Source organism: Gardnerella sp. DNF01141, from assembly GCF_049244255.1.
GTDB lineage: Bacteria > Actinomycetota > Actinomycetes > Actinomycetales > Bifidobacteriaceae > Bifidobacterium > Bifidobacterium vaginale_E.
Genome location: NZ_CP058391.1, coordinates 1,486,004 through 1,512,470, shown reverse-complemented (window position 1 = coordinate 1,512,470; position 26,467 = coordinate 1,486,004). Strand labels below are relative to the sequence as shown.

Genomic DNA, 26,467 nt, shown 5'->3' with positions numbered 1-26,467 from the left:
AAATTGCATCTAAAAACCGCAAGAGACCAGTCTAAAATTACTACGAGTCTCTTCACTAGCCATCAAATAAGAGATTTGGTAATACTCAGTCTCACCTTGCCAGTAAGCGTCCAAGACAGTTGTAAACAGAGAGTTGCTAATTTTTTTGTTTGCTAATTTTTTGTTCAATAATTTTATCGGTAAATGCCTTTAAAAATTCTCTAGAATTACTCCATCCTGCACCATTATTTAATCCCGAGAAATCAAAACCAGATATTTCATCTAACGCTTTACTACAAACCCATTCATACATTCCAGCCTGTTTGCTTTTATATATTATTAGGAACAATGGTTTCATTGCTTTTTTACCCAACGACACAACACTCTTGTATTGCTTAGAATATACTACATCGTTATACCATCCTGTCAGCCGATAGTATTTATCTTTGACCCCCTTTTCACCAATCTCGTCGCATAGATTTTGTAACTGTTTAGCCACATATGTGAGAACCTTTTCATCTATGTTTTTTATGAGCAAAGTTTCATCAACACCATTTTTACTTACCTCTTTCCAGTCAACATCTTCATTATTTTCTGAGTGCTTTTCATTCCTTGCAGAATTTTCTGAGTGTCTTTTATTCCTTTCAGACTTTTGATTTTCTGTTTTTACTTCTCTATTATTATCGCTAAAATTATTCTGATTCTTACAACCTGAAATAAGTGACATAAGGCAAACTACCACAGTCAAAAAAGCATAATGCTTAATATGCTTCATTTTACGCCTCCTCTACAACTTAATCTTTACCTAATTGCGGCTACGATTCTCATGCTCAATCTTCACTCTGTTCTTCACCATCATGCTTCACTATCATCCGCCAAATATTTATTCATCTCGGAGTACAAATCATCTTTGAGTTTAATAAAACTGACGGGATGTAAATTATGGACAAGAATGCAGATATGCAGACTATAAAATGATTGTAACTAAAAATCATCCGATAATCTACAGGATTTTATTCCATACATAAACAGATGTGTGGCAAAATGAGTGCACGCTTTAACGATAGAAAAAGGTAATAGTTAAAAGGTTTAAAACCTGCTTAATAGCTTGATTTTGAATCCGAAAACACAACTACGGAAAGTTATAATTTTAATAGTGATTAAACTTTTGCTTTCAACTGCTTGCATATGCTTGCAAGCATTTTGTAAAATAAGGTCAGAAAGGACGCGAACACAATGACAAATACGAATGCTGTATATGCAAGAATCGATACAAATCTTAAAGAAGACGCTGAAAGCATCTTGAACCAACTTGGGATTTCACCATCTTCAGCAATACAAATGCTGTATAGCCAAATCGTTTTACAAAATGGCTTACCTTTTGAACTCCGCCTGCCAACTAATAAGCAAGAAAAACCGCTTGCTTTAGGTAATTTAACTCGAACTGAACTAGATGCAGAATTGCAAAAAGGCATCGATTCACTTTCGACAGGAAAATCGTATAGTGCTAACGATGTTGATAAGTTATTCGTATCTTCTACTCAGGCAGAAATATAGAAAACATTGTTAACAACTCAAACAACTAATGCGCGATTCATTTGAGACTGGCTGTATTAGTGTTTGGCTGTTTCTACGCGCAATTACATTGCTATGTTGTTGCGTTGCTATGTTGCTGTGTTGCAACAATTCTGCGGTTATTCTGTTATATTTTGCGTTATGTCTTAACGTATCACATTATTATATATGTTTTGTTGTATTTAATCACATTATTATACGTATTTTGGTGTTTTTAATCACATAATTATACGTATTTGAATGATGCTCAGCATAAAAACGGTAAAATCGCACCCAAAAACCGCACCGAACCAGCCTAAAGCTGCCACTAATTAAACCTTTTAACGTTAGACCCTGTAAAGCCCTGCTGTACAAGGGCAAAAAAACACCCACCTATTAAGCCCTCGACATCAAGCAAACACTCTCTACATGGATTGAGAGAACTCCTAGTATAGCTACACTTTTTTCAAGTGCACACTATGGATATTGGATGCACTTTTTAACGATAGAAATATCAAAAAGGCTGTAACGTGTTTTATATCGCTTCACATTGTGAGCGAAATATAATTTGTTACTTATTGCCTTTAGTTCTATTATGCGTTTTGCAAAGCATTTGGAAATTTGACTCGTCCGTTGCACCACCTTTGCTTCAAGCTGTTACATGATCTGCGTCCATTTCGCTCAATTTATAGATACGTTTGGAATTGTTGTCACTACCCAAAGCATAAAGCGGACAATTTGATATATCTTTTTTCTTTAGCAGCTTACGTTTGGCGAGCATACACTTGCTTTTTTATTTTCTCGTCAAATACTCGTATGTTAAGAAGAGTTTTGTCAGATTATCCACCAAGTACATACTCAATAACACAACGTTTATTTTGAACTTGAGAATCTTCCAAAAGTGCATATACTCGTTCTGCAATCTGAGCCTTACTATAGGCATTTTTATGATACGTATAGTACAGCCTTCCCCATTCTTGGCCGCACATTTCACTTACAGTATAGTCAAATATTGAATCTGTCCAATCTATTACAGTATCGAAGTGGTTTTTCAACTGTTTAATATCTGTATCGTTTCTATGTTGAGCCATATAATCGTCAATTTTCCCATCACTCACACAGTCGAGAGCTGTTTCAAGAATTGCTTGACTTTTAGGATCGCCTTTCACATAGGTTTGCCACATATTCATCTTAGAATTAGAAGTATTTGAAAATTCTTCCTTAGCAAGCGTTACAAAACTACCATGATAAGCCGCATTTCTTAGTTCTTGTTTCACTAGTGGAACGCCGGCAATATTAATAGTTTCAAACCATACTTCAATTTCCGAAAGCGTTCCTTCACACACATAAATTGTAAGCTTTGTATTACTAATTAAATCTTGCTCATCTTTGGCAAGGCTGTTGAAATATTTTGGTTTGCCATCACGTTCAACAGCAAAGGCCACGATTGATTAACAAAACGTGCGAATGATGTAATACGCTGTTGCACATCAACGATATGGCAAGGCTTGTAGCCATTCTCAACCAGACACAAGTCCTCTCCCAGCTGACAGTTTCCTTACTTTTCAGCGGCTTCAGTGACAGGAGACCGGTGTAGTGAAAGCGGTCAGGCTGGAGGTTTATCAAATCCTCCCAGAAGTCCACTAACTGCCGCTGCAGTCACGCATAACCGCGCTGATAGTCCGGTATCCCAAATATTCTATTTTGAAAAAGCAGCGACAACGTCTGCAGCTCGTTTGCCATATCTTAAACCTCCAGAAAATTGACCTTTTGAAATCACTCCTCTTTTTTCTTTGCACGGGATTTCTTAGGTTCAACGGGGATTGCGAAATCAAGAATATACTCGAAAAAGTTGTGCCCATAGTTATGTAGCTACTCGGCCATCCAAATATACCTATTTTATTAACAAGGTTTCTTCTATCCCAGATGATAGTGTTTCTAAACTCATAGCCCGCTGCGCGCAATGCATTTACAACATTAATGTGAATAGGAACACGTTTCCTATCAATCCATGCATCTGTTATGTTTATAAGAATATGAGCCTTTTCATCAAATACCGGCATCATCTGTTTGAAAATCTCTGACATGGCCGCTTCAAAAGCGTCTACCTCAAGTGTTCCTAAATTTCTTGGATCTTGACTATATTGTTCAACTTTGCAAAATTGCTTGTTCTTTCTGAGGTCACCCCGACGGCTTTTGTTTTTCCGTTCTCTATTAAGAATATTAGCGTAGGGAGGCGAGGTAAATGCCAATTTCACTGTTCCGCGCACAATCCGATTAACTATATTCCTTGCATCATCACAAACTGCAATTTGTTTGCAATGACGGTCAGCTGGCGGCTCTTCTACACGCGAATTAGATAAATCTACATATTCCTGCTTTAAGTCAAAGCCCACTGCATTTCTATCTAAATCCTGAGCAGCAAGCAGCGTTGTTCCTGAACCGACAAATGGATCTAATACAAGTTCTCCTTTATGTGTGAATTGCTCAATAACACGCTTAGCCATCGCGATAGGAAATACAGCTGGGTGTACATTTCTGTCTCGAATATCTCGTGGTTCGTACATAAACTGCCATACACCTATTTGATTTTTCATCCAGTCTCTTGCTTCAATACAAGATAAAAAGCCCTTTTTGCAGTCGCATAAACGCGTATTATCGATTTTTATGAAATCGGCATCTGGCATTGTTCATATTCCCTCTCTTTCTTAAATCTGGTCTGCGCAAAATCGTAGAATTCTTGATTGATTTCAAACCCAATACAATTACGCTCAAGTCGATCACTCACTATCCATGTTGTCCCTGTTCCTAAAAATGGATCAAATACCGTCCCACCTTTAGGACTGCCGCATAATACGATTTGTTCAACGAGCTGTTCTGGAAATGTTGCCGTGTGACTCCCATTTAACGGCTGCGTATTAATTGCCCATACATCGCCCGGATTTTTCATACGGCCGTTTGCTCCAAGAACTTTTATTGCGTCCAAATCAAAGAAGTATTTCTTATTCAGCACGAAGTGAAATACATGCTCATAAGTATTGTTTAGTCTATCTGTCACACTCGCGGGTATTCTATTCGGTTTTTGCCAGATAATATCATCCCTCAGAAGCCATCCACGTTCCTGCATTTCTATTGCAAAGCGAGACGGTATCAATAGAAGTTGCTTATTCTGGTACAGCTTCCCATTTTGTTTGATCTTAGGCTGTAAAGGCTTTGTAGTGAAATATTTTTCTTTGCGATCTTTTTGCGCTTGAGTAATATTGCCGTCGGCATCCAAATACTTGCTCCAAGCTCCTGCTCCTGAGCCAAAATATGTATCGCCGACATTAATAAAAATATTTGCCGCAGGTTTCAAATATGGGCGAAGGTCGTCAAAAAAATCCGCAAGACGTGACACATATGCTTCAGGTGTTGCTTCAGATCCAATTTCTCCCTCTCCGTTGTATACTCGCTTAGCCCAATATGGAGGCGATGTTACCAAGAGATCAATCGAGGCTGGCTCAACTTTCTTTATCAATTCAAGTGTGTCTCCACACTCAATTACATGATTCATTTCTTTTCTTCCTCATTATTGTCTGCAATCCGCAAAATCAATTCCTTCTTATCTTGATCTAAAAAGATCGAAAACTTTGTTACTCCCTTTTCGACCGACAGATTATTTAAAATTGATTTAGGTAAACGTATACGCATGTCCTGCTGTAAAGTGTAAGTATCAAGATAGATGGGTTTCTTGTTCATGTTAGTCTCCTTTCGTCCTAAATTCAGGACTATTATAGCACATTTTTAGTCTTATTTTATTTCACCCTATGCAATAAAGATCACACGCCAAAATATATGCGCCGTCTATTACACGTTTTGCGCGAATTAGTAGCGGTGTAGCAGGCGGCGCTTCTTTAACTTAACCGATTATATGCTGTTGATAAAGATCTGTTTTTACCGAAGGTCTTATTCTAAATTTTGTCCCATGATTATGTCCAGTTCTCGCATCGAAGTCAACGTATATGTACCCTCCCTCAACAAGAGAAAGGAATCTCTCAAGAGTCGGATCAACATATGCTTCAATCTCGTTGTACTTAAAAAACTCTTCCCCATTGATCCTCTTTGTTTCTGCTTTTACATACATGAGGTTATTTAATTTTATGCTGAGCTTCTTGGAAATATCCGAAAACGTCCAATACGGATGAGGATCTATGTCCCCTATTCCAACACCCCGTCTTATAAAATCGCGCCATTCAGAATGTCTACTGTCGATCATTGAAAAATCAAAAGAGACAAAAATGCGTTCCTTTCCCCAATCTATATTGACTTTAAACCCACGATCACTCACCGCAGTGGCATTAATTGTCTGCCTGAAGCTTCGCTCATTAGCAGGATATATTGTCCCTGCTTCTTGATGTGGCCAACCATACAAAGGAAGAAGCACTCGAGGAACAATTTGTGCATTTCTCGGTAACGGCTCACTGTGAAACAAGGTTAATAATGAGCCTGTTTCAGCTCGCTGACTTTTTAATTCCCAATCGCCGAAATCTGGAAGTTGCAGATTATTTTCGGCGACATCCAAAAGATCCTCAAGCGTGTTACCCACACCACCCGCATTGCCGGGACGCTGGTTTTTGATCCAACCCATTGATTTTATTTCTGCTAACTTTTCTCTAAGCAGCTCCAAATCATGTTCTCTCATGTTTTCCCTCCTAAATAATTTTTTCGACGCTTTCAAATAAGCTGTTCAATCTTCTTACAGGGATTCGTATGTGCGGGCCTCTATCATGTGGAGCCTTTTGCCTGAAATCCGCCGCAGGCTGATCAATGCACAAATCCATTACTACATCACCAGAGGTAATCGCGTCATAAATGTTCCTTGGAGAGCTTAATATATAGGCCTCAACAAAATGGAATTCCTCATTCTGGGAATTAGCCGCCCCTCTGGTTTCAGCCAACGCTAATAACACTTGCTTGATTTTACCATTCCCACTTGTAAGATCCCAAGTTGCTAAATATTCATCCCTATAATACAAATCGACATTTGCTTCACCGTTTCCACGCAAAATGAATTCAAGACTATTTCTTTTATCCCCACGAATGGTAGTGAACAGTTTTCGCTTAGGAGTACCATCACGTTGAGAAGGCCTCTCATAACTAAATCTATCAAATATTTCATTAGGAGATAACCCACTGGTAGAGGTTTTATGGAATAGCGTTAGTGTACTTGCTTTGTTCTTCTTTCGCATGCCTTTAAGTTCGTATGTGCCTAAATCGGCAAGATGTAGATTGTTTTCAGCAACGCCAAATTCACGCTCTAATATTTGTCCGACAATTCCATCGTCTTTTCTGTACATATCATCCGGTATGCGAATGAATCCCTTATCCCTGATTTCCGCCATCTTTTTAATGACGCTTTCCTTAGTCCACACCATAAAAATTCCTCCTGTAAGAGAGATACAGCCTGCTCATTTGAAGGCAGGAGATAAACTCTCAGATCTGTATCTTTATTCCGTTTCCTCCATCATGTGCCTGAAGTGCTGTCCTTGATTCATCACCTCAAAGATGGAATAGAAAACATCTCTGTACTGCTCACGGTCGATGCTCTCGTCTACGAAGTGAAGACCATCGTTAAAGGCATCCGATCTGTTTATGTAAGAGAGCATGACCTGTGCCAGATGATATTTCATATAATCTAGAACTCCTCTGGCAGGATCATCCATGATCTGTTTCTTTATCATATCAAGCACTGTGGTACTGAGAACCGTGCTCTCGAAATCACACAGTTGCAGGAAGTAGTATTCAAGGATTCTCCGTATCACATTCATGAGCGAGATCGGAGCATCCAGCGTTTCACATTCCCACCAAAGGGCTGCATAGGAGTTCTGAACCGGATTGAAGTTTTTCTATCCTTCTCAGAAACCTTTGTGGCCTCAATGACGCATTTCTCTACGGTCTAAACGTTGTTCTTCTTGTTCACTTTGAAGAAGTACACATACAGATAATGCTTCACCTGATTGTATGTGATCTCACTGTGGAAGAACACATTATGTGTCAGGATGAATATCTGCTGTATATACTTTCCTTTATATTCGTAGTCTTCCAACCGGACATTGTTTCTGCAAACGCCAAGCATCTCGCGCACCAAAGCGATCACGATAAAGAACGCACTGGAGTCCATGCTGGAAACCGGATAATCGATAACCACGATTTTGTCCTTGCCAGAATCTATCTCAGTTTGGCTGCCGCGTAGCGATGATATAAGTACAGGAACGCGATAAAATTCCGTTCTCCTTCGCTGAGATTTTCAGCAACCTTATCATTTCCCGGATTACTTCATAAGTGCCTTTAACTCCTTCTTTTTTCGCGGAGCTGTAAGCCGAAAAGTGTCTTATTTTCAAGTGCTTTCGAGCCTATTTCACTTCGACCCGTGTCATCAATGCGACACTCTCCACGTGAGATTTTTAAGCTATTTTCAATAAGCTCATATAAATTCTTTACTTTTCTCCTATTTGCAAGCATTATCTATAGTTAGCTTACACCTGTTATTTCTTATCTCGGTTAGGAAATTTTATTTTTATAAAATGTCACAACATTCACGACATAATGAAACAAAATTATTTTTTCTTCATTATGTGTTGTCTAATCAGTATATTGTACAAACTCAGTTTTAGTTTCTAATCAATGAAATATACTATTCGACATCACGCCATACACAAGTACAACTTTATGCTCAAGCTCATCTAACATCGCAATCGAGCCTTCTCTAACAGTGGACGCAGTTCGTCCCGATAAGCGCAGAGACCATTGCATTTACTGTTCTTCACCTTACACGCGAAGCAGGAGACGCAGCCCTTGAACGGCTTGTCATAAATGTTGGTGATCTCTGTCTCTGCACTTGCTGCTGCCGCGCCCTCCATGGCCTTTCAAGTAGTTTTGTTGTATTCTAGCCCTTTCGCGGGCTTCCGTTAATAAGAACTACTTTCAAGAAGCTCCCTCCTAATCCTTCACAAGCATCATCAACACTGTTCTTAAAGTTCTGCTTTTCCATCCATTCCTGTTCCTCGTTAGTCTCTGGAATATCGATCCACTCGATTTTGAAAATCACAGGCCGAGTGCCGTCCTTACAGCAGGGAATCATCATGCGCTCATCATTTGTCCACCCATGCATGATGGAGCCTCCCTGTAGCGACGTATAGACATAGCGACTGATGACATCCAACACCTCTCCACAGAACTTGCCGTTCATCAGGTGATAGAAATCATCCTACTCCGGCGTTCTCTTCAAAATAGACTCATCGCCCGTCTTGAAACACAGACAAGTGCCTGACTTGGGATCAGCCAGATATTTTTTTCCTGCAGCTGTGCATTACCATCGAAAGATGAATATAAAAAGCTCCTCGCACCCGTCTCTTTCCGGAGAGAGGAGCTTCTTCCATCACTTATTAAAGTCCCATTATTTCTTTTTTCTTAACGTTAAATTCGTCCTGTGTAAGAATACCAGCATCAAGGAGTTCTTTTAACTTCTTGAGATTCGCTATCTGATCATCAAATGAAGACCCAGCAGCAGGTTTTTGTTCAGCTGTATTTGTAAGCCCCTGAACCATATTCATGCCAAATACCATGCCACCCATATTCCCAAGTCCATTATCCTGTATTCCTTGAGCAATTTTTTGCTGTGCAGCGACATTAGATGCTCTCTGTGACACATCATCATAGGCCTTTAGATTCATCTTGTTAGAGGAATACTGTTTTACAAGTTCTCTCGAATCCTCAGTAAATTCAATGTTTTCAATGGCTACTTGAACAATCTTGAAGCCGAATCTATCCTCCCATGTTCCTGCATTATAAGCATCGTTTGCAACTATCTGTGCAATCGCTGTCGACTGAGAAGGAAGTTGGGAAATACGGTATTTATTTGAAAGCGAGTTCAGCGCAACCGTGAACGACTGCAAAAACTCGGCAAGAATTTGAGAGCGTACCTTCTTATCATCAAAAGTATAGAATGTGACATTAGCAGGTACATAGTTTCTAATAAATTTAACCGGGTCGATGATTTTAATTGTAAATGAGCCATATGCAAAAATCTCCAAGTCCGTCCCGTAAAAAATATCGTTATAAACCTGAGCACCCTTTGTGCCGAATTTTATATCTCTTATCTCTCGCAGATTGACAAATGCTATCTGTTTATAGTCGGCGGAAATGCCGCCATATCCTACTCGGTTTTTGATTTGTCCAAATATTGCTTTCTTTATCCCGTCTCCATTAAAAACGCTCTCTTGACCGTTCTGATATTCATATCCACCGGCTTTTGTTATGATTTCTTCAATGCCTGACTGACTAAAGATAAAAGCAGCTGTATTCTCTGGTACATATATTTTTGAACCATTAGAAATAATTCCGTCTGATCCATAGAAATTTGTGCCTCTTCCGTTGTTCGAAGATTTTAACACGCCGGGAGAAACAACAACATGTTCATCAAACGCACCAGCCGTAATAATATCTTTCCATTGGTCTGCGAATGTTCCACCTATCGCACCTGTAAACGCTCTGACAATTCCCATGTAAATGTCCTCCAATCCTGCTTATAGTGCCTGCTCTGTATCACAGTATTTGCATTTAACTACCTGTCCTCTATTTCCAATGAGTGAAGCAGAACAGGAAACACATTTTTTGCCCACCCTCTCGACACCTTGAGAAGTTGAAGCACTTTTCTTTTTCCCTGGCTTAAATCCAAAGGCTCCAAAAAGTTCAGCAGCAGCATCTTTAAACTGATCACCCGCTTCTTTAAATGCCCCGATAAAAGTATCCTCATCATCATCCTCCTCATCATCATCTTCATCAGAGGAAAAATCTTGATCAACGGTGCCGCCACCGACCAATTTGTTTATGGCATCAATCCATTGATTAATCTTCTTTTTATTACCTAACTGAAAATTAAAAGATTCTACTTCACCGTTGACAAAATACACCTCAAGCGATGGAGTCCCATTTGATAGTTTACCCATGATAGCCTGAGGTTTACCGTTGTATTTCTTGATTTGGCTCAAGGGGTACTGAAAGATGTTTTTTACATTTCCGAAAGTTCCCTTGTTCATGCAAACGATATTCAGATTTGTAAGCATCAGCTCATCTGTATATATTGCCCATACTCCACCATGTGCCACGCTAACTTCTTTAAGTATAATTGCTTCATTTGGCATGAGCCTATACTGTTTTGTCATTTCATCCTCCCGACCTTATGATATCTCTTCCTATCTTTTACCGATGTTAAATGCACTCTTTAAATCATCAGAAAAAGCACCAATCCTATCTATAATGGGTACCGCATTCTCGTTGTTTGAGTAAAACATAATCAAAGACAAAAACACATTCCATGACATTTTTTCTTCTCTTCGTTTCAATTGAACTGTAGGTTTATCTGCTAATCCCCACTGCACCACATAAGTCGTCCTACGTAAAACCAATCCTTGCCCTTAATGGCGGAAAACTCTTCCGTCAAAATATCAATCAACTGTTCTTTTTTGCATCGAATATAGCCTCTTTCATATTAAATTTCCTTTAAGTTCATAAGCCAAAAATCACTGTTTACAATACTTCTAATATTTTACATTTTGTGCCGTTATTTGTCAGCATAAATGATAGCGTCGTCCTCAATGAATTATTCTAACTTCAGATTTTGGTACAGAACCTGCTGCAAATTGTCCTCAAGATACCAATGCACATTCTCCCTCGTTGTTGATCCATATGATATCGCGCTGTGGATCAGAAGGACTATATTTGTGAGGATATCTCTTTTTTGTCGAGTTTAGTCCGGTTCCAATTGCATGAAAAGTGTCAGCAATTCTTTGACTAGTACGATTCTTGCGTGCTTTAGAAATCCATGTTCGATTTAGCTGTGGATCATCTATGCAGTTTCTTACGATAACTGCTTCGGCAACTTTCCCAAGTAATCGCATAGCTTCTATCTTTGAATTACTTTGTAGTATTTCTGCAAAGACTACACGATTGTTATCAAAACGAATAGATCCTGTTTCTTCAACCAGAATCGAGAGAAGCTTTCCCGCTGGATTAAGTCAAAGCGTCGTTCTTTTGTTCGGGATATATAGTTGATCACCTATATGAGCATCCCCGTTCCCATAGGAGCATTTTCGCAGCTATCATCGATTTCGATCTCATCTGCGCTAAGAAAAAATCTCTGTTACACCGCAGGCAACGTATTGGGATATCTTTTTTATTTGAAGTCCATAGTCTTCAAAACCATGGGACGACATATTCATCTTCCTCCACCTGAAGCTTTCTCACGTGTATTTACACACGTTTTGGGAGTAATAATCGAAATCTATCCAGCCAACCAGCAAAAGCGACATACTATCCAAAAAACGACATACCTTTCTCAAAAAACGACATGCTTTTTTGACCGACATATCAGGCGGCTGTCCTTCGTAGCAAATACAGTGTCTTGATTTCTAACTCCGCTTCTTTTTCTTCCGTCACATTACCAGGGTTAGGATCATTACCATTCCTTACCTTGTAACGATCAGTATCAATAGCAAGGTTAGTAAATTTGTTTTCAAGATAACTTATTTCCGTTGCCCCCAAGAATTGTCACTCGTCGTAAACATAACCGCTTCACTAAAGTAAAAATCGTCTTTTAGGTGTTCATTAACTCTAAAAAGAACACCTTCACCATTTTTTCTGTTACTAGCCTGCCCGATGTATACTTCATCCTCGTCATTATCATTCTTGCCGAACAAAAAATAAACGCCGCACTGCTTGAGTTGCAGTCTTTTCTTACATTTATCTAGATAGGTTCTAGGAACTTTATAAGCTAAACCACTCCAACTAGGAAGCGTGCATTTAATACGCCCTGTCACGTCCCACCTTAAAAATGGGCATGAAAAAAGACATCTACTTTTTCGTAAATGTCTTAGTAATATATTTTATTCAGTTCGACAAGCTGGGATTTATGATCCTTGTTCTTAAAAATTCTTACCTCTTTTTGTAAGATAAATACAAAAATAAGTTCTGTGACTGCTACTATTCCCGCCACAACAACCCCACTAAATAAATTACCTATAACAAGTGCCAATATGGGAATTATAATAGCAAATAACTTATAGGATTTTGACTTATATAACCATGAATATGGTAATAAATGGGCGCCAAAAACCATCGCATAGACCATAACCATTTTGCTTGGTAGTGCATTAAAAACCCACATTACAATTAACAAATATAAAATCTGATTCATTGTGAATAAAAATCCTAAATGGCTTAGCTCATTTTCTTTTGAAAATATATCTACACCCATTTTCTTTCCTATCATCCATGACAATGGGAGTAAAGGTGTTGAGCAGCAAAAAGCCAAAATATTTTTGAACTCAATGCTAATATTTAGTGTATAAACGAAGAAAATCATTGTCCAAATTAAAACTGAAACAATAATAAATGGCAGCCCCTTTTTTTGTTTGATAATAATATCATTTCTTAATTCTTCTAAATTCATAATCACCTCAACAAATTCAAATTTATGTTTTACATTAACCTTATTATGCCAAGAATACTCAAGTCTTTAAATTAGAACTTATCAAACTCTGCTTGGATTGCGAGAACTCCGAGTATATCTACACTTTTTTGAGTGCACACTATGAATAGTGGGTGCAACTTTTAACGATAGAAAAAGGTAATCGCAAAAAGGTTTAAGGCCTGCTTGATAGCGCTTTACGTTACAATTCTTCCAGTTGTCTAGCTTGATCTCTTCTAACGTAAATAACCGCAAGTATTTGAACTTCTTTTCTATTCTCATCAACCAAAAAGTAAATGTAATAGTTTTTTACGCGTATTTTCCTAAACCCAAGCTTACCCCACGGTTGCTCATCAGTGTTCAAGCTCCTCAAAAACATCATCTATCGGATAACTATCACCTTGAACCGCCTGATCATAGCCTTTAGCCATCAAAGCATTAAACGTTTTCTCATCCATATCATCTTGTACTGGAAGCGACTTTGGAATAGTAAGCAAAAACGGAATACCATTATTAAGAATGATTTGACGGTAAAACATGTCAATAGCAGTAGCCCTAGGAACTACAATCGTTTCCAAAATCTGCTCAGTCTTCTGCTTAATATTTACTACTTATTACGAAGCAAACCAACTTTCATAAATTCTTTATCTCCAATACGGAACTTTTTACTATTAAACGCCACTCCCATAATTCTGCTAATAATATACTCATCGTTTATAAGCACGAAATACTGCTTATCTTTTTTATCCACCAAATAATACTGATCAACCCCAAGAGTGGAGACAGCTTTACTGAAATCATATATGCCAAACAATGGCAATCCTCCAAGGAGAGTAGAAAACCATCCAACAAAATTATCCACTATCTTCTCAGATGAACTGTTATAAGTTTTAACAACAGTTAGCATATTGATTTCTGAGTCAGGATATTCATCTAGAACAACCTGCTCTTTAATTTTCGACTTCTTAAAACTGCTCAACCTACCGTCTAAACCATATTTATTGAGATTAATAGGCTTCTTAGTAATAGAAAAATCAACGCTATTGTTCTCATCTAAAAGATAATCAACACTCACGCTTAAAGCAGATGCAATAAATTTCAGATTCTCGATATCCGGCAAACCCCGATTCGTTTCCCATTTTGCTACAGCAGCACGAGATACCATCAATAATTCCGAAAGCTCCTCCTGCGTCAACCCGGCTTCCAGACGAGCCTTTCTAATTTTTTCTCCCAAAGATATAACACTACTCATGACAAAACTCCTTTCAAATCACTTATTACACATCATGAAATTACTTGACGGAAACCAAATTAGTATTGAAACATTTGATTTAGATACCGCCTAATTACAAACTAACAAATAATTTACAACGGAAAAAGAAACAAGGTGAAACACTATAGTTACCAACCGTAACAGCATAAGAATGCAAATAATGTAGGGAACTTTTCTACGATTATTGCGACGGTTTGTTCCCCAAAACATACACAATCGAATTAATATCACTCGAGTGAAAACAGCCAAAACACGCTCAAAAACCGCACCAAGCCAGCCTACAGTCACCAATAATTAAACCTTTTAACGATATACCCTGTAAACCCCTGCTACACAAGGGCAAAAATGCACTCGGCTACTCAAAAGCCTTTGACATCAAGCAAACGCTCTCCACGTAGCTTGAGTGGTCATTATTCCGAAGCAAATAAAAAAAAAACAGCCCATAAAAGAGCTGTTTGAGTCATGCACTGACCTCCAAAAGTTGAACCAAGAAATCCAACTTTTGAAGGTAAGTGCAAAGTGGTCAAATCTTAAGGCCTTTTTAATGCAAATTAGTTGTTGTTTAGCCAGTTGACAACGGCTGTAAGCATTAGCCCCAGCCCAATTGGCATCATATTCTCGTCAAAATTCACTCCAGGATTGTGGTGGCTAAAGTTGTTGTCCGGCAATTTGCAATTTACACTGAAATAGGCGGTTGGAACTTTTTCAGCCACAAGAGCCATATCTTCGCTTGCCATTATTTTTGTGTCAGGAATAAGTTCGCCATCAAAATCACTATTTTTTATATAGCCCACAATTTCTCTTGTGAATTCCGGATCTGAATAAAGGCTTGGAACTCCGGTGAAGAAGTCAAGATCGATTTCAGCTTTGGTTGAGATCTTTAATCCTTCAATAATTTCCAGCATTCTTGATTTTAATTTATTTCTAACCTCCGGATTGTATGCGCGAAGTGTTCCTTGCATTTCTGCAAAAGCCGGAATAACATTTTAGTTTGAACCGGCACTTAGCATTCCAAAGGTCAATGTACTCGTTTCTTGAGGTGGACATTCGCGGGCGATTAGCTCTAAGAAATTTGTGTAAATATTGACAGCTACATGTATCGGATCAATCGTAGTGTGAGGATATGCGCCATGGCCGCCTTTACCCTTAATTGTAATTTTGAAGTTATCTGAGCTTGTAGCAAAATAGCCTTCATTGTAACAAATTGAACCTGTTTCTCCGTCAAGACCTGTGTGAAGTGCAAGGGCCCTATCCACCTGAGGATTTTCTAATACTCCGTTCTCAATCATCATTTTAGCTCCTGCAAAAATTTCTTCAGCAGGTTGGAACATAAATTTTACTGCGCCTTTGAAATGTGCCTTTTCTTTTAATAGAGCTTTTGCAGCAGTTAAGGCAATAGAAGAATGGAGATCGTGGCCACAGGCGTGGGCAGTATTTCCGGTTGATGCAAAGGGCAAACCACTTTCTTCATTCATTGGAAGGGCATCCATGTCTGCCCTAATCATAATGCATTTTCCTTCACCTTTTTCACCTTGAATAAGGGTAGATAAACCGGATGTACCATATTCTTTTACTTCAAGACCAAGTTCTTCGAGCTCACCCTTTACATATGCCTTTGTTTTTGGTAAATCCAGTCCAACTTCAGGAATTTGATGCAAGGCTCTTCTTTTTTCAATTAGCTCACCTTTGTATTCTAAAGCTTCTTTAAAATAATCAGTCATAATTCATTCCGCCTTTTTCCCATCGCCTCGACTCGACCTGCACGGATATCTGCGTTTTTCGTAGTGCGATCCGGTGATGCTGCATTTTCTTATATGTCTTGCCGTACACCTCTATCGTGCGAGCTTCCATCACAGGTTTTCTTTTTCCTAATAATGCCTGTAATCAATATACCAATTGATATTCCATATAATATACCAATTGCTAAATCACTTATGTTAGATATTACATTTAAAACTATTGCCAAAACTAGAAATAACATTCCTATCAGTACATAATTATTTTTATTTAATTTCATCTTTTTAGCCTCACTCAAGTTCTAATTTGTTTTTAATATATAACCCTATTATGCCAAGAATACTCAAGTCTTTAAATTAGAACTTATCAAACTCAGCTTGACTTGCGAGAACTCCTAGTATAGCTACACTTTTTTGAGTGCACACTATGGATATTTGGTGCACTTTTTAACGATAGGAAAAACTATCGTTAAAAGGTTTAAGATTGGCTTAATAGTTTGCTGAGCAATCTTACGCAATAATCAACATGCCACTAGTCTTACACCCACTCTCCATACGCGAATTTAATCTTTATATAATTAACTAAATCCCATATTTATCAGCTAAAACCCTATATTTGTTAAAGTACCTTTATGCTGTTGAACCGCCACACCAACATTCCATATGATCACACCAACAATTGCCCACAACGCACCAACAACAAGAATCACAAGTATCGATACACCAACATTTACAGAACCATCAACTATACTACGAGATGCTTGAGTAACATGAGTTACTGGAATCACATATAACACGTATTGCATCATCTTAGGAAATACGCTAATTGGAGCAATCACACCACAAACAATAGGAAGTATTGCACTAAGCGCGTTAGAAATAGTATAAACATCATTCATCATCATGCTTATAGCAGCTATAGCGATACCAAATCCCGTAGAAACAACAGGAACAATAAGGAACAACAGCATCAACGCACTCATATTAATCACAAAGAAAGCACTTGGGCTTACTACAAGCATTGTTATGAACAAAGTCACAGCATCACTCACTAAAGAAATAGTCACGAGCGCAATAATACGACCGAACCATAATGGTAATGCAACTTTCGCGCTTGTAAGCACGAATGGTGTCGTGCCTTCAAAACGATCCCATGCTAGTGCTTCTGACACAGTCATACTTGTGGAAATAGAACACGCACCCATCACAGCAGCAAGAGTTGAAGCAATCAAACTATGATTAAAACCAGCGCTAGTCGCTACACTAGCTGCTCCATTGAATCCTCCGCTTACAGCTCCAGCTAGAAAAACGTATAAGAACGTGGATAAAAGAGGCTCAATAATCATACGAATAACAGCAGTATTCCAACTATTTAAGCTAGGTATACTCTGTATACTCACTCTTGCACCAGTTCGTATACTAGATAACACGCTCACGTGACCATACTGTGAATATTGATTATATTGATGCAATCTAGCGCACTTACTATTTTGAATAATTTTATTTCGCATAGTTTCAACCTGATTATTATTTCGTATCATATTATGTTCAAACTTCCATTAAGCGTTGCAAGTCGAATAGCATGACGTAACATAAAACCTGCAATAACAAGCAGAACGCTGGATAATACAACACATAACACAATTGCTAACACAGTAGTAGCATTAAACGCTTGCGCATGAGACACCCACACTGCAGACGTAAGCGGATGAATAAACGCAATAATGCGAGCAGGCAATGGCATTGATTCTACAGGGATCACTATTCCACAAAGCATCCATACAGGAATTAAAATCAAACCTTCATAAACTGTAGCTTTACGGCATAATACAAAAATTCCAGATAATAATGCAGCAGAAGCTACGCAAGCAAGCATAGAAAGTAAGTATCCAACTAGCTGCGTGAATGTTATCATAAAGAACCCATGGCAGAAAACAGCCACTGTAATAATCGCAAGCGGCATACCAATGCACCCAAGTAAAGCTGCGGATCCTACAATAGGAAGAAACACTGCAGAAGGTGAGATAACACTTAAAGTTAAATATTGTAATGTTCCTAAATAACGCTGGTATCCAATAATTCCAACAGCAGTAGTTGTAGCAGACCATAATCCAGCTATAGAAGAATCAACCCAAATATTATTAAGACAATTAGCACAATTATGAGAAAAACCATAGTAGGCAACAATTTTCATCAACGCAAAACATACTGGAGCAAGTATCGCATTTTGCAAGAAAAACGTTGTTTTCGCTAAGCTTTTAAGCTGAAACCACATGCCACGAATCACAGAAGCGTATGAATGAGTAGAAGTATTCATATTAAGCCTCCTACTTACTTAATGGGAGTGAGGACGGCGAAGAAGACAGCGTAACAGCAGAAGTAGAAGTAGAAGTATTTGACGCAGAAATATTATCATTTTGCACAATAGCAAGATACGTTTCTTCCAAACTTGCAGCACGATCACCTAAACGCGTAATCCCATCAACAGAAATTTTAATATTTCGTTCTTGAGATAATGTTTTACTCCACGCGATAGTAATATTTAACACTCCGTGTGATTCAAAAACATCACACCACAACACTCCATCAAGTTTTTGCAATTCTTCCTTAACACTAGGAGTTCCGCTTGATGCTTCACCGTCATACGCGTACATTGTTACATGATCAATATGCTGCAAAGAAGCCAACTGCTGCACACTTCCCTGAGCGATAATATTACCGTGATTTATTACAGCAACAGTATCAGCTAATTTTTCAGCCTCACTCATCTCATGCGTAGTTAGCAAAATCGCTATTCCTTGATCTCGTAAAGCATGAATAATTTCACGTACTTTCCTAGCATTTTCAGGATCCAAACCAGTGGTAGGCTCATCTAAAAGCATAAGATCCGTTCTAGCAACCAGCGATCGAGCAATATGTAATCGCTGCCACATTCCCCTTGAAAAAGTTTGAACAGCATCATGAGCTTTATCAAGTAAATCAACTTGCTCAAGAGCATCGTGAATACGCTTTCCTTGCTCCCTATATGGAACAGCGGAAAGATCCGCAAAATAACGAAGATTATCTAATGCACTTAACTTTTGATAAAATCCTCGCTCACCTCCAAGAAGTAACGACACGTGCTTACGTGCTTCTCGAGGATTACTCACAGCATCAATACTGGCAATACGAACACTACCACTATCAGGAGCTAACAACGTGCCAACAATTTTCACGGTAGTTGTTTTACCTGCACCATTAGGGCCAAGCAAGCAAAATATTTCACCAGAATGAATATCAAAAGATACGTTATGTAAAACTTGGCGAGTTGTTTTCTTACGACCGAATCCACGAGAATAAGATCTTGTTATATTATCAATACGCAATATTAAGTTGCTAGATGACTGCTTATTATTGTTATCGCGACTATTAGTTGCATTTTCTATATTATTATTCATTATTATTGCTTCGTTCTTACGTGTTATTAAAGCTTAATTCTTACTTTTATTAAACCTTAATTCTTACTGTTATTGAATAAATTTCAACAATGAAAATCAGTTAGTCAGATAAGAAAAGATAACGCTTGCTTACAAGAACGATAAGAACACGCAAAAACATGCAAAAAACGTGCAAAAACCACAGAAAAACCAGCGCGCATGTGCAAACATAATGACAAAACATCATGTGCAATGCGTGTTTAATACTGCTAAAGAATATGTATCTTAAGCTGTTTTATGTGCTTTTATATGCCTTTCAAACCGTTCTTAAGACTAGCTATCATTTGGGCAGTCATAGCGCAACACCTCATAAACTTAAATGTGCTTTACGTGGAAAATTATATGAGCATTCCGCAAAAAACTCAAATATAAGCAATCACAAAACATTTGTTTAACATTTGCAAAATATTACTATTTCTTCTTATAACCTATAGCAACATTACCTGTTTTATTAATCCCTGGTATTTTAAGAACACAAGAGCTTGACTTACAAGAGCCTGGCTTGTCTTTTAAATCAAATTTCCCAACTAAAAATAAAGCTTTAAGTCCTGAACTAGGCAAATTAAACTGTGAGTCAACTAATTTGATGGGCTTATCTCCAAGAGTGACTTTAGACAAATCATAATGAGAATCCAGAATATCTCGTGACACAAAGAGATACAACTCATCTTTGTTCATATAGTTTTCTGGTATACGAAACTCTTCCCGAGACACCGCTACTGTTTCCCAATGATACGACGCAAGCTCCGCCTTCTCATCATCGTCGGAACATCCAGCAAGAGAAAAGAGAGAACCTAGCAGCAGAAGCATAACAAGACAACTTTGAAAAATGTTTTTACAAAAAATAGTTTTACTTCTCATAACACTACTAGCCTCCTTTTCGTTAACACCACTTTGTATCAAATGATTATAAAACAGATTATTAAGTAAACAAGATCTCCTATTCGCTCTGATTACTGTAATAATCTTAATAAATATCCTATTTTTTTATTAATTTGTCTAGACTATCGACACTAATTTCTTCATTTACTAGCAAACTATAATTTTCATAAACAGCAAGATTCGAAGAAACAGAAGAACCAACATAATCACGCGGTTTAATGCCTCCAACAATATTCCCTCATAAACGAAGCAATCACCTGCAAATCTTCACCCTCATAATACTCAACAAGCAACTTCTTAAACTCAGGAACCTTATTTTCTGGAATAACCAACAAGCCTTTACCGTGAGAAATCAAATAATGATTCGCAAAAATCACAGAAGCCCTCTTATTCCCATCTAAAAATATCTGCGACTTCATACAATAAACGCATAATTCAATCGCAATATCAATAGGCTCTTTCCTTCCAACTCTACCTTCAACATTCTCACTATCTTCCTCACTTTCAACAATATTCCTTATTTTTTCTTTAACATCTATTTCATTAGGAATAGGCGGAATATAAGTAGATCCACCAATCGCAACAGGAACACCCCTAATACGACCGCCGTCTAAGAAAAAACCCTCATTAACAAGCTTCGCTATATGACTGAGCATGTAATAATCAGACCTGCTTAATACAACATCCTCGTCTAAAATAAACTCCCAAGCATGCTTCAAATTCAAGATTTTTTGAACGTCACTCGCAGAAACACCAAACACTTTCCCGTTATCTATAATCTCTTCAGTTTGAGGAAAAGTAGTAGCAACACCTTCCAAAACCGCCTGATCGTAAATATTCGCCTTTAAGTTAGCCCTTGCAAAAGCAATATTGTTCACCAAATCAGCAGATAACTCACTATTAGAATATCCGGCATTCGCAAGCTGCCTTACTACAGCGCGAAGTTCCTTACGCAATTGCCTAGATTCACTTGCATTGCGAAGAAGAAGATTATACAAATCGTCCGAATACACACCAACATACGTGGACGTCAACTTTCCCGAAACACGCTTTCTGGTGTATAAATATTTACCATCTCCACGATTTTTGATTTCAGGAGTACCATCATACGCAAGCAAACTCAAGCGAGCATTAATATCAGCCTTTTTTCTAAGCAATTCTTGCACATCATCATATTTTGCAGCCATCTTCACACTCCTTTTTCACATAAATTGGGGAACATTTACTTAAATAAAATACCGTTTTGTTCCCCAATAATCAATAATGTAGGGAACTTTTTTACAATTTTTACACCGTTTTGTTCCCCAAAATATAAGCAACTAGAGCACACAATTATGGATGCTACTATCTAGTAATCTTCCGATAGTCTTATATTCCTACATATAACCAATCAACCCTACTACCAATATGACCTACTGCTCTTTGCAATTAGCCCAGTGCTATATTCATAAGTATAGGTGTTCTGCATACAAGCATCACTCGGCGACCAGCTTCCATCTGAAGATTTTGAAGCCTTAAACAGAATATAAAGACCACATTTTCCATCCTGAGAGTCCCTGTTATACTGCAGATAGGTAATGTCCGAACGGCTTTCACTCAGAACAAAATACATATCCCCCTTGGCGGTATAGTTCTCCTTGAACGCAAAGCCTTTCGCCGCAAAATACTTATCAAATATCTTAATCGCTGCATTTCTTTCCCTCTTTGATTCTAAATCACGCTCAGCGGCATCATGCAAATCGTAATTTTTATCTGGCTCTTCAGCCTTTAATCTTGCATCTTTTAATCTTGTATCTTTCCTGTTATTACGATCAATTCTACTACACCACTCAGATTCACTTATTTTTGGATCAGTATCACTTGAATCTTTCATTGGCCGAAGATACTTAAGGAAAAATGGGCCTTCAGACTTATAAAGATAATACTCAAAAGGAGCATACATATCATCCACGTGCTCTGTGTACGTACCATTATCATTTTGTTTCACAGAATATCTGCCAACAATAAACAAAACGTCAAAAAATCCAAGACCTAAGATAATCAGCACACAAAGCAGAACATGTAGACAACGAAGTACAATTCTTATACCTATCTTCCGTACGAGTGAGATAAGATAAAGATTATAGAAGACACATACAAGAGAAATCGTAATCATCCAAACAACTGGCATTGCCGCGCATATAACATACGCCCAAGTCTGCAAAAGCCACTGATTTGGAAGACGTACCGCAGTTATTCCAAAGAATGCAGTTAGAATACCACTTAACACAAAAAAGCAACAAAGAATCAGCGAGATTCTACCCTTCCACCGTTGCTTGCCATAGCTAAGAAAAGATTTATTACGCTCTACATTTGCACTCCTAAAACGACTATGTATATTGCGCTGCCAAATAACACAAATAACCCAAATAAGAGAAACTACAACAAGAAGCAGAATTGCAAAACAATAAGTGATCCATCCAAAAAGCTGTAGCTTATTGAACGCCATAAAAACAGTTCCAATAATCATTAAGATGGAAAAGATTTCCGCACTCGGCTGCAAAACCTTATACTTGGATGATCCCTTATTTGCACTGCGAAGGTTTTCACATATTTGCTCATGTGATTCACAATATAGAGGATTTTTCTCATCTGTAGGAGTATGTTCCTGCTTTTCTTTCTCTTTCGTCGACGAATCTAACATTTTTCTATCCCTACATTCTGTTTCCTATATTGCGCTTACGATTTACAATTGTTCTAATTATTCCAGTTGCTTAGCCTGGTCTCTTCTAGCGTAAATAATCGCGAGTATTTGAACTTCTTTTCTACTCTCATCAAAGCATTAAACGTTTTCTCATCCATATAAGCAAGCATATTCGATACGCAATATTAAATATATTAAAGACGCTACTTCTATACGAACCAATACTTATGACACATCAAATCGTCAAAATTTCTCTGAACTTTATGTCATGCTCATAAAAGCAAACAAAATCTCGCTTATCACACCTACGCTGCCTTAGTGAAAACGGTACAGTATTTACCCAAGCTCCTTAAACCCCGTCTGCCAATGACCGCTAGATTTTAATCGGATATGATTATCCCAACTTTCCAAGTAAGATAAATTAACGTAAAATGAGTGAAAAATAGTCTGTCTATGACAGTAGGCATCCACTTGACTATATAAATTTAAGGAGGTTAGTTATGAAGAAATCTGTATATCAAGCTATACGATTATTCCTTTTTTCATTATTACTCCCTCTTTTAGGACTTATTATCAATTCTCTTAAATCACTCGATTGGGAAATTGTTTATGACTCACCCTTTTTACTCATTGTTATAGCTCATGCACTTGGTTTAACAAAAATTCTTCTTTACTCGATTGTTGTCAATCAAAAAACACTCGAAAACTTAGGAGTTTGTAAAACCATCGCTATCGCGCTTATCGCCCCTGCTATTGATTTATTGATATTACAAGAGTCTCCTCGGCAATTGGGTAGTAGCTGGACTTGCACGTACATTACATTTTTTATTACTCTTGAATGTATCCCAACTATAATTCCAATCATTGTTAAAGAGTTTTTACGAAGAAGAAACCAAAAGCACAAAGCCTAAAATACACCCACCTAATCAGACCTTAACATCAACACAACGCTTTCGACGTACGTAGAGCCCTTTGCTCAAAGAAGAAGAAAACAGTTTTATAAAATCTTATGCGGCTACTGCGGTTCTTCTCCATGGATGATGCTTTATAACGAGAACAATATTGGTAAGCACAATACCAACGACTACGCTTACCCACACCAAGCTCGGTGTAAGCAGCCAAGCGAGAACACCAAAGATCAGCAGTCGAAGCAGTACAACAATAACCAAGAAAGGCCAATTTTTTGTTAGGCATTTCTGTTGATCAGCCTTCAATGCGCCCATCAGAACCATAACCGCAGACGCCGCGCAAGAAAATAGCATATTGCCCAAGAATATGACGAGTAGCGTTCGCCAGCCAGCGATACTACCCAGCATCCACCATTGCAGCATCAATGCAAGCAAAAATGTAACAACAGCATATACTGCTTCCATCAGCATATTCGCAACAATTAACGAGGAGAATGTTAAAGACGTACCTCCAGGAGTGCCTGTTTTACCTGCACTCGCATGCTGTAATGCAATCTTGTTTCTCACCTCGGCGCGCTTTACGCGTTCTTCTTCAAGCATTTGAACGCCAAGCTCAACCGATTTCTTTGAAGCTTCCTGTAATTGCACATCCGTCATACCTGGCTGCCAAGGCTTTTCAAAAACAAACAGCAACACACTAGTAATCGCTGCACCAATAATAATGCTTAGCAGCGTAGTATTTGAAACAAGCAATAAAGCAATACCAGAAGTCACCAGAAGCCTGAGCACAAAATCGATGATTCCAATAAGCAAATACCCGTCATCTGGTCTGCGATGCCTATACCACTGCAGATACGCTGCACTTAGCAGCGAAAACACCACAACACTCAACGCGAGTATGACCACAGTTTCCCAACCTAGTACGCGGTGGCCTACGAACTGCTGTACAAGCAGCGCAATAATAAGAGTGCAAACGCCAGCAATAGTTTCTATAATCACATTATCCCAAAAAGCATGCTTGAAAAGAACTGGCCTCACATTCATCTCACTCATCATCTTTCTCCAGAAAATGCAATCACGGAATATAGTGCTTTGATTATACAAAATGTCTAAAAATTGTCCTAATCCACGATTGAGTGGTCAGTATAGATAAAATTTAATATTTTTCCTATATATTAATCCAATACCTTCTTGTTGTAACGTTTCCTCTTGATAAGCTATTTTTCACTTTATTTTCTAAAATTCCACCATTATTTTCTATAACTCGTATCGAGCCAATATTGTCATCATCGCACGTAATCAAAATTTTATGCAGATTCAAAGTCTCTTTACAATATGTAAGTGCCATAGAAAGCATTTTTGTTCCATAGCCCTTCATACATTCAGACTGTCTAATCTCGTACCCTATGTGACCACCATAGTTAATTAAAAAAGAATTTAATTCATGCCTAATATTAATTTCACCAATAAATTTTTCATTATCTATCAGCCAAAATGTAGTAGCTTTAACATAATTTTCAGGCAAATTTATACCATGCTCATAGTTATAAGAACTCTCTATAATCGTCTCAGGGTGTATAAAACGTCTTTCTGCATTCGGCCTAAAAATTTCATCTTCTTCATTAGCTTCTATATAACCTTGGATATATTTACTATCTGGTCTAATTAGTCGCATACGTGCTCCTTATTTTTAATATGCAATTCTAATAAGATTGCAATTCTAATAAGAATGCAATTCTATTAAAATTAGAATCCATAATAGTCTGTTTAGCTTTAATAGTATTACTATTAAAAAAAAACCATACATACAAACTTTATTAAAGAAAAATTTTTTATTTTTCCAATAAGTGCAAGCTTTTCGCATACATAAAATTTTTCTTTTCCATAAATCACAGCTTCTACTAGAAAAATAATGTATGATACAACCAAATATACAAACAAAAAAGTGGGTGCACTTTTTAACGATAGGAAAAGCTATCGTTAAAAGGTTTAAGATTGGCTTGATAACAACGTTTACATTACAATTGTTCCAGTTGATTAGCCTGATCTCTTCTCACGTAAATAACCGCGAGTATTTGAACTTCTTTTCTACTCTCATCAATACAAAAATAAACGTAATAATTTTTTACGCGTATTCTTCTAAAACCAAGCTCACACCACGGCTGCTAATCAACGTTCAAGCTCTTCAAAAACATCATCTATCGGATAACTATCACCGCGAACCGCCTGATCATAGCCTTTAGCCATCAACGCGTTAAACGTTTTCTCATCCATATCATCTTGCGCCGGAAGCGACTTCGGAATAGTAAGCGAAAACGGAATACCCTTATTAAGAATGATTTGACGATAAAACATGTCAATAGCAGTAGCCCTAGGAACTCCAATAGTTTCCAAAATCTTCTCCGCCTGCTGCTTAATATTTTCCTGTATTCTCACATTCACATTCGCTGTTTTAGTAACTGCCATATCA

30 protein-coding genes and 1 pseudogene are annotated in these 26,467 nt (G+C 37.9%); 2 read left to right on the top strand and 29 right to left on the bottom strand.

Annotated features, from left to right (window positions below; translation table 11 throughout):
* Positions 1-136: 136 nt before the first annotated feature.
* Positions 137-754: a hypothetical protein gene (locus HXT35_RS06000; RefSeq protein WP_004128396.1), complete on the bottom strand. Its 618-nt coding sequence runs from the start codon at positions 752-754 to the stop codon at positions 137-139.
* Positions 755-1,215: 461 nt separating this feature from the next.
* Here HXT35_RS06000 and HXT35_RS05995 point away from each other — a divergent pair, with 461 nt between their 5' ends.
* On the top strand, positions 1,216-1,536 hold the full coding sequence (locus tag HXT35_RS05995; RefSeq protein ID WP_004128397.1) for a type II toxin-antitoxin system RelB/DinJ family antitoxin: 321 nt from the start codon (positions 1,216-1,218) through the stop codon (positions 1,534-1,536).
* 568 nt (positions 1,537-2,104) lie between these two features.
* Here the strand turns inward: HXT35_RS05995 and HXT35_RS05990 are convergent.
* The 25 genes and pseudogenes from HXT35_RS05990 to HXT35_RS05870 form a co-directional block, all read right to left on the bottom strand.
* Positions 2,105-2,149 (bottom strand): annotated as a pseudogene (locus HXT35_RS05990) (hypothetical protein); the annotation flags it as partial.
* Between the two features lie 223 nt (positions 2,150-2,372).
* Entirely contained in the window at positions 2,373-2,978 is a 606-nt protein-coding gene (locus HXT35_RS05985) for a hypothetical protein (protein ID WP_004128400.1), read from the bottom strand.
* A 198-nt stretch (positions 2,979-3,176) separates the two neighbouring features.
* Positions 3,177-4,220 (bottom strand): DNA methyltransferase, encoded by a 1,044-nt coding sequence (locus HXT35_RS05980; protein ID WP_004128403.1) that lies wholly within the window; start codon positions 4,218-4,220, stop codon positions 3,177-3,179.
* Positions 4,199-5,086 carry a DNA-methyltransferase gene (locus HXT35_RS05975; protein ID WP_004128410.1) on the bottom strand — a complete coding sequence of 296 codons (888 nt, stop codon included), beginning with the start codon at positions 5,084-5,086 and terminating at the stop codon, positions 4,199-4,201. The genes HXT35_RS05980 and HXT35_RS05975 overlap by 22 nt, the downstream gene beginning before the upstream one ends.
* Positions 5,083-5,271, bottom strand: coding sequence for a hypothetical protein (locus HXT35_RS05970; RefSeq protein ID WP_004128413.1), 189 nt, complete (start codon positions 5,269-5,271; stop codon positions 5,083-5,085). The genes HXT35_RS05975 and HXT35_RS05970 overlap by 4 nt, the downstream gene beginning before the upstream one ends.
* A gap of 160 nt (positions 5,272-5,431) precedes the next feature.
* Positions 5,432-6,214 (bottom strand): MvaI/BcnI family restriction endonuclease, encoded by a 783-nt coding sequence (locus tag HXT35_RS05965; protein ID WP_421777659.1) that lies wholly within the window; start codon positions 6,212-6,214, stop codon positions 5,432-5,434.
* A 10-nt stretch (positions 6,215-6,224) separates the two neighbouring features.
* On the bottom strand, positions 6,225-6,947 hold the full coding sequence (locus HXT35_RS05960; RefSeq protein WP_004128419.1) for an MvaI/BcnI family restriction endonuclease: 723 nt from the start codon (positions 6,945-6,947) through the stop codon (positions 6,225-6,227).
* Between the two features lie 72 nt (positions 6,948-7,019).
* Positions 7,020-7,235: a hypothetical protein gene (locus HXT35_RS05955; protein WP_155114866.1), complete on the bottom strand. Its 216-nt coding sequence runs from the start codon at positions 7,233-7,235 to the stop codon at positions 7,020-7,022.
* Between the two features lie 233 nt (positions 7,236-7,468).
* Positions 7,469-7,693, bottom strand: a complete 225-nt coding sequence (locus tag HXT35_RS05950) for a hypothetical protein (RefSeq protein WP_421777719.1) — start codon at positions 7,691-7,693, stop codon at positions 7,469-7,471.
* Positions 7,694-8,458: 765 nt separating this feature from the next.
* A complete protein-coding gene (locus tag HXT35_RS05945; protein ID WP_230455189.1) occupies positions 8,459-8,761 on the bottom strand; it encodes a TIGR04076 family protein in 303 nt (100 codons plus the stop codon).
* 196 nt (positions 8,762-8,957) lie between these two features.
* Entirely contained in the window at positions 8,958-10,076 is a 1,119-nt protein-coding gene (locus HXT35_RS05940; RefSeq protein ID WP_421777657.1) for an SPFH domain-containing protein, read from the bottom strand.
* A 21-nt stretch (positions 10,077-10,097) separates the two neighbouring features.
* Positions 10,098-10,715, bottom strand: a complete 618-nt coding sequence (locus HXT35_RS05935) for a hypothetical protein (protein WP_230455190.1) — start codon at positions 10,713-10,715, stop codon at positions 10,098-10,100.
* A 1,380-nt stretch (positions 10,716-12,095) separates the two neighbouring features.
* Positions 12,096-12,389, bottom strand: coding sequence for a GIY-YIG nuclease family protein (locus HXT35_RS05930; RefSeq protein ID WP_004128439.1), 294 nt, complete (start codon positions 12,387-12,389; stop codon positions 12,096-12,098).
* 53 nt (positions 12,390-12,442) lie between these two features.
* A complete protein-coding gene (locus tag HXT35_RS05925) occupies positions 12,443-13,021 on the bottom strand; it encodes a DUF7010 family protein (protein WP_004128442.1) in 579 nt (192 codons plus the stop codon).
* Positions 13,022-13,241: 220 nt separating this feature from the next.
* Positions 13,242-13,421 carry a hypothetical protein gene (locus tag HXT35_RS05920; RefSeq protein WP_080572227.1) on the bottom strand — a complete coding sequence of 60 codons (180 nt, stop codon included), beginning with the start codon at positions 13,419-13,421 and terminating at the stop codon, positions 13,242-13,244.
* On the bottom strand, positions 13,393-13,641 hold the full coding sequence (locus HXT35_RS05915; protein WP_050543269.1) for a type II toxin-antitoxin system RelB/DinJ family antitoxin: 249 nt from the start codon (positions 13,639-13,641) through the stop codon (positions 13,393-13,395). The genes HXT35_RS05920 and HXT35_RS05915 overlap by 29 nt, the downstream gene beginning before the upstream one ends.
* A 5-nt stretch (positions 13,642-13,646) precedes the next feature.
* Positions 13,647-14,291 (bottom strand): helix-turn-helix transcriptional regulator, encoded by a 645-nt coding sequence (locus HXT35_RS05910; protein WP_004128450.1) that lies wholly within the window; start codon positions 14,289-14,291, stop codon positions 13,647-13,649.
* 572 nt (positions 14,292-14,863) lie between these two features.
* Entirely contained in the window at positions 14,864-15,274 is a 411-nt protein-coding gene (locus HXT35_RS05905; protein ID WP_421788023.1) for a M20/M25/M40 family metallo-hydrolase, read from the bottom strand.
* 24 nt (positions 15,275-15,298) lie between these two features.
* The gene (locus HXT35_RS05900) at positions 15,299-16,033 is read right to left on the bottom strand and encodes a M20 metallopeptidase family protein (RefSeq protein WP_421788021.1); all 735 of its coding nucleotides are present in this window, start codon (positions 16,031-16,033) and stop codon (positions 15,299-15,301) included.
* 617 nt (positions 16,034-16,650) lie between these two features.
* On the bottom strand, positions 16,651-17,589 hold the full coding sequence (locus tag HXT35_RS05895) for an ABC transporter permease (protein WP_004128457.1): 939 nt from the start codon (positions 17,587-17,589) through the stop codon (positions 16,651-16,653).
* A complete protein-coding gene (locus tag HXT35_RS05890; protein ID WP_004128460.1) occupies positions 17,586-18,365 on the bottom strand; it encodes a hypothetical protein in 780 nt (259 codons plus the stop codon). The genes HXT35_RS05895 and HXT35_RS05890 overlap by 4 nt, the downstream gene beginning before the upstream one ends.
* A gap of 10 nt (positions 18,366-18,375) precedes the next feature.
* Positions 18,376-19,485 carry an ABC transporter ATP-binding protein gene (locus tag HXT35_RS05885; protein ID WP_004128461.1) on the bottom strand — a complete coding sequence of 370 codons (1,110 nt, stop codon included), beginning with the start codon at positions 19,483-19,485 and terminating at the stop codon, positions 18,376-18,378.
* Positions 19,486-19,935: 450 nt separating this feature from the next.
* Positions 19,936-20,385: a hypothetical protein gene (locus HXT35_RS05880; protein WP_004128462.1), complete on the bottom strand. Its 450-nt coding sequence runs from the start codon at positions 20,383-20,385 to the stop codon at positions 19,936-19,938.
* Positions 20,386-20,621: 236 nt separating this feature from the next.
* On the bottom strand, positions 20,622-21,593 hold the full coding sequence (locus HXT35_RS05875) for a Fic family protein (protein ID WP_004128463.1): 972 nt from the start codon (positions 21,591-21,593) through the stop codon (positions 20,622-20,624).
* A 212-nt stretch (positions 21,594-21,805) separates the two neighbouring features.
* Positions 21,806-23,089, bottom strand: a complete 1,284-nt coding sequence (locus HXT35_RS05870; RefSeq protein WP_004128464.1) for a hypothetical protein — start codon at positions 23,087-23,089, stop codon at positions 21,806-21,808.
* Between the two features lie 500 nt (positions 23,090-23,589).
* On the opposite strand from HXT35_RS05870, the gene HXT35_RS05865 reads away from it, so the two are divergent.
* Entirely contained in the window at positions 23,590-24,000 is a 411-nt protein-coding gene (locus HXT35_RS05865; RefSeq protein WP_004128465.1) for a hypothetical protein, read from the top strand.
* Positions 24,001-24,096: 96 nt separating this feature from the next.
* Here the strand turns inward: HXT35_RS05865 and HXT35_RS05860 are convergent, their stop codons facing one another.
* From HXT35_RS05860 to HXT35_RS05850, 3 genes are all read right to left on the bottom strand, one after another.
* Positions 24,097-25,050, bottom strand: coding sequence for a hypothetical protein (locus tag HXT35_RS05860; RefSeq protein ID WP_004128486.1), 954 nt, complete (start codon positions 25,048-25,050; stop codon positions 24,097-24,099).
* Positions 25,051-25,165: 115 nt separating this feature from the next.
* Positions 25,166-25,672, bottom strand: a complete 507-nt coding sequence (locus HXT35_RS05855) for a GNAT family N-acetyltransferase (protein WP_004128489.1) — start codon at positions 25,670-25,672, stop codon at positions 25,166-25,168.
* A gap of 494 nt (positions 25,673-26,166) precedes the next feature.
* On the bottom strand, positions 26,167-26,463 hold the full coding sequence (locus HXT35_RS05850; RefSeq protein ID WP_004128492.1) for a type II toxin-antitoxin system RelB/DinJ family antitoxin: 297 nt from the start codon (positions 26,461-26,463) through the stop codon (positions 26,167-26,169).
* Between the last annotated feature and the right edge of the window lie 4 nt (positions 26,464-26,467).

Bases quoted from the DNA above. Each gene is read 5' to 3' on its own strand.
- HXT35_RS06000 (WP_004128396.1), bottom strand. From the start codon at position 754: ATGAAGCATATTAAGCATTATGCTTTTTTGACTGTGGTAGTTTGCCTT.
- HXT35_RS05995 (WP_004128397.1), top strand. From the start codon at position 1,216: ATGACAAATACGAATGCTGTATATGCAAGAATCGATACAAATCTTAAA.
- HXT35_RS05980 (WP_004128403.1), bottom strand. From the start codon at position 4,220: ATGCCAGATGCCGATTTCATAAAAATCGATAATACGCGTTTATGCGAC.
- HXT35_RS05975 (WP_004128410.1), bottom strand. From the start codon at position 5,086: ATGAATCATGTAATTGAGTGTGGAGACACACTTGAATTGATAAAGAAA.
- HXT35_RS05970 (WP_004128413.1), bottom strand. From the start codon at position 5,271: ATGAACAAGAAACCCATCTATCTTGATACTTACACTTTACAGCAGGAC.
- HXT35_RS05965 (WP_421777659.1), bottom strand. From the start codon at position 6,214: ATGAGAGAACATGATTTGGAGCTGCTTAGAGAAAAGTTAGCAGAAATA.
- HXT35_RS05960 (WP_004128419.1), bottom strand. From the start codon at position 6,947: ATGGTGTGGACTAAGGAAAGCGTCATTAAAAAGATGGCGGAAATCAGG.
- HXT35_RS05955 (WP_155114866.1), bottom strand. From the start codon at position 7,235: ATGGATGATCCTGCCAGAGGAGTTCTAGATTATATGAAATATCATCTG.
- HXT35_RS05950 (WP_421777719.1), bottom strand. From the start codon at position 7,693: ATGGACTCCAGTGCGTTCTTTATCGTGATCGCTTTGGTGCGCGAGATG.
- HXT35_RS05945 (WP_230455189.1), bottom strand. From the start codon at position 8,761: ATGAACGGCAAGTTCTGTGGAGAGGTGTTGGATGTCATCAGTCGCTAT.
- HXT35_RS05940 (WP_421777657.1), bottom strand. From the start codon at position 10,076: ATGGGAATTGTCAGAGCGTTTACAGGTGCGATAGGTGGAACATTCGCA.
- HXT35_RS05935 (WP_230455190.1), bottom strand. From the start codon at position 10,715: ATGCCAAATGAAGCAATTATACTTAAAGAAGTTAGCGTGGCACATGGT.
- HXT35_RS05925 (WP_004128442.1), bottom strand. From the start codon at position 13,021: ATGAATTTAGAAGAATTAAGAAATGATATTATTATCAAACAAAAAAAG.
- HXT35_RS05920 (WP_080572227.1), bottom strand. From the start codon at position 13,421: ATGATGTTTTTGAGGAGCTTGAACACTGATGAGCAACCGTGGGGTAAG.
- HXT35_RS05910 (WP_004128450.1), bottom strand. From the start codon at position 14,291: ATGAGTAGTGTTATATCTTTGGGAGAAAAAATTAGAAAGGCTCGTCTG.
- HXT35_RS05905 (WP_421788023.1), bottom strand. From the start codon at position 15,274: ATGCAAGGAACACTTCGCGCATACAATCCGGAGGTTAGAAATAAATTA.
- HXT35_RS05900 (WP_421788021.1), bottom strand. From the start codon at position 16,033: ATGACTGATTATTTTAAAGAAGCTTTAGAATACAAAGGTGAGCTAATT.
- HXT35_RS05895 (WP_004128457.1), bottom strand. From the start codon at position 17,589: ATGATACGAAATAATAATCAGGTTGAAACTATGCGAAATAAAATTATT.
- HXT35_RS05890 (WP_004128460.1), bottom strand. From the start codon at position 18,365: ATGAATACTTCTACTCATTCATACGCTTCTGTGATTCGTGGCATGTGG.
- HXT35_RS05885 (WP_004128461.1), bottom strand. From the start codon at position 19,485: ATGAATAATAATATAGAAAATGCAACTAATAGTCGCGATAACAATAAT.
- HXT35_RS05880 (WP_004128462.1), bottom strand. From the start codon at position 20,385: ATGAGAAGTAAAACTATTTTTTGTAAAAACATTTTTCAAAGTTGTCTT.
- HXT35_RS05875 (WP_004128463.1), bottom strand. From the start codon at position 21,593: ATGGCTGCAAAATATGATGATGTGCAAGAATTGCTTAGAAAAAAGGCT.
- HXT35_RS05870 (WP_004128464.1), bottom strand. From the start codon at position 23,089: ATGTTAGATTCGTCGACGAAAGAGAAAGAAAAGCAGGAACATACTCCT.
- HXT35_RS05865 (WP_004128465.1), top strand. From the start codon at position 23,590: ATGAAGAAATCTGTATATCAAGCTATACGATTATTCCTTTTTTCATTA.
- HXT35_RS05860 (WP_004128486.1), bottom strand. From the start codon at position 25,050: ATGAGTGAGATGAATGTGAGGCCAGTTCTTTTCAAGCATGCTTTTTGG.
- HXT35_RS05855 (WP_004128489.1), bottom strand. From the start codon at position 25,672: ATGCGACTAATTAGACCAGATAGTAAATATATCCAAGGTTATATAGAA.
- HXT35_RS05850 (WP_004128492.1), bottom strand. From the start codon at position 26,463: ATGGCAGTTACTAAAACAGCGAATGTGAATGTGAGAATACAGGAAAAT.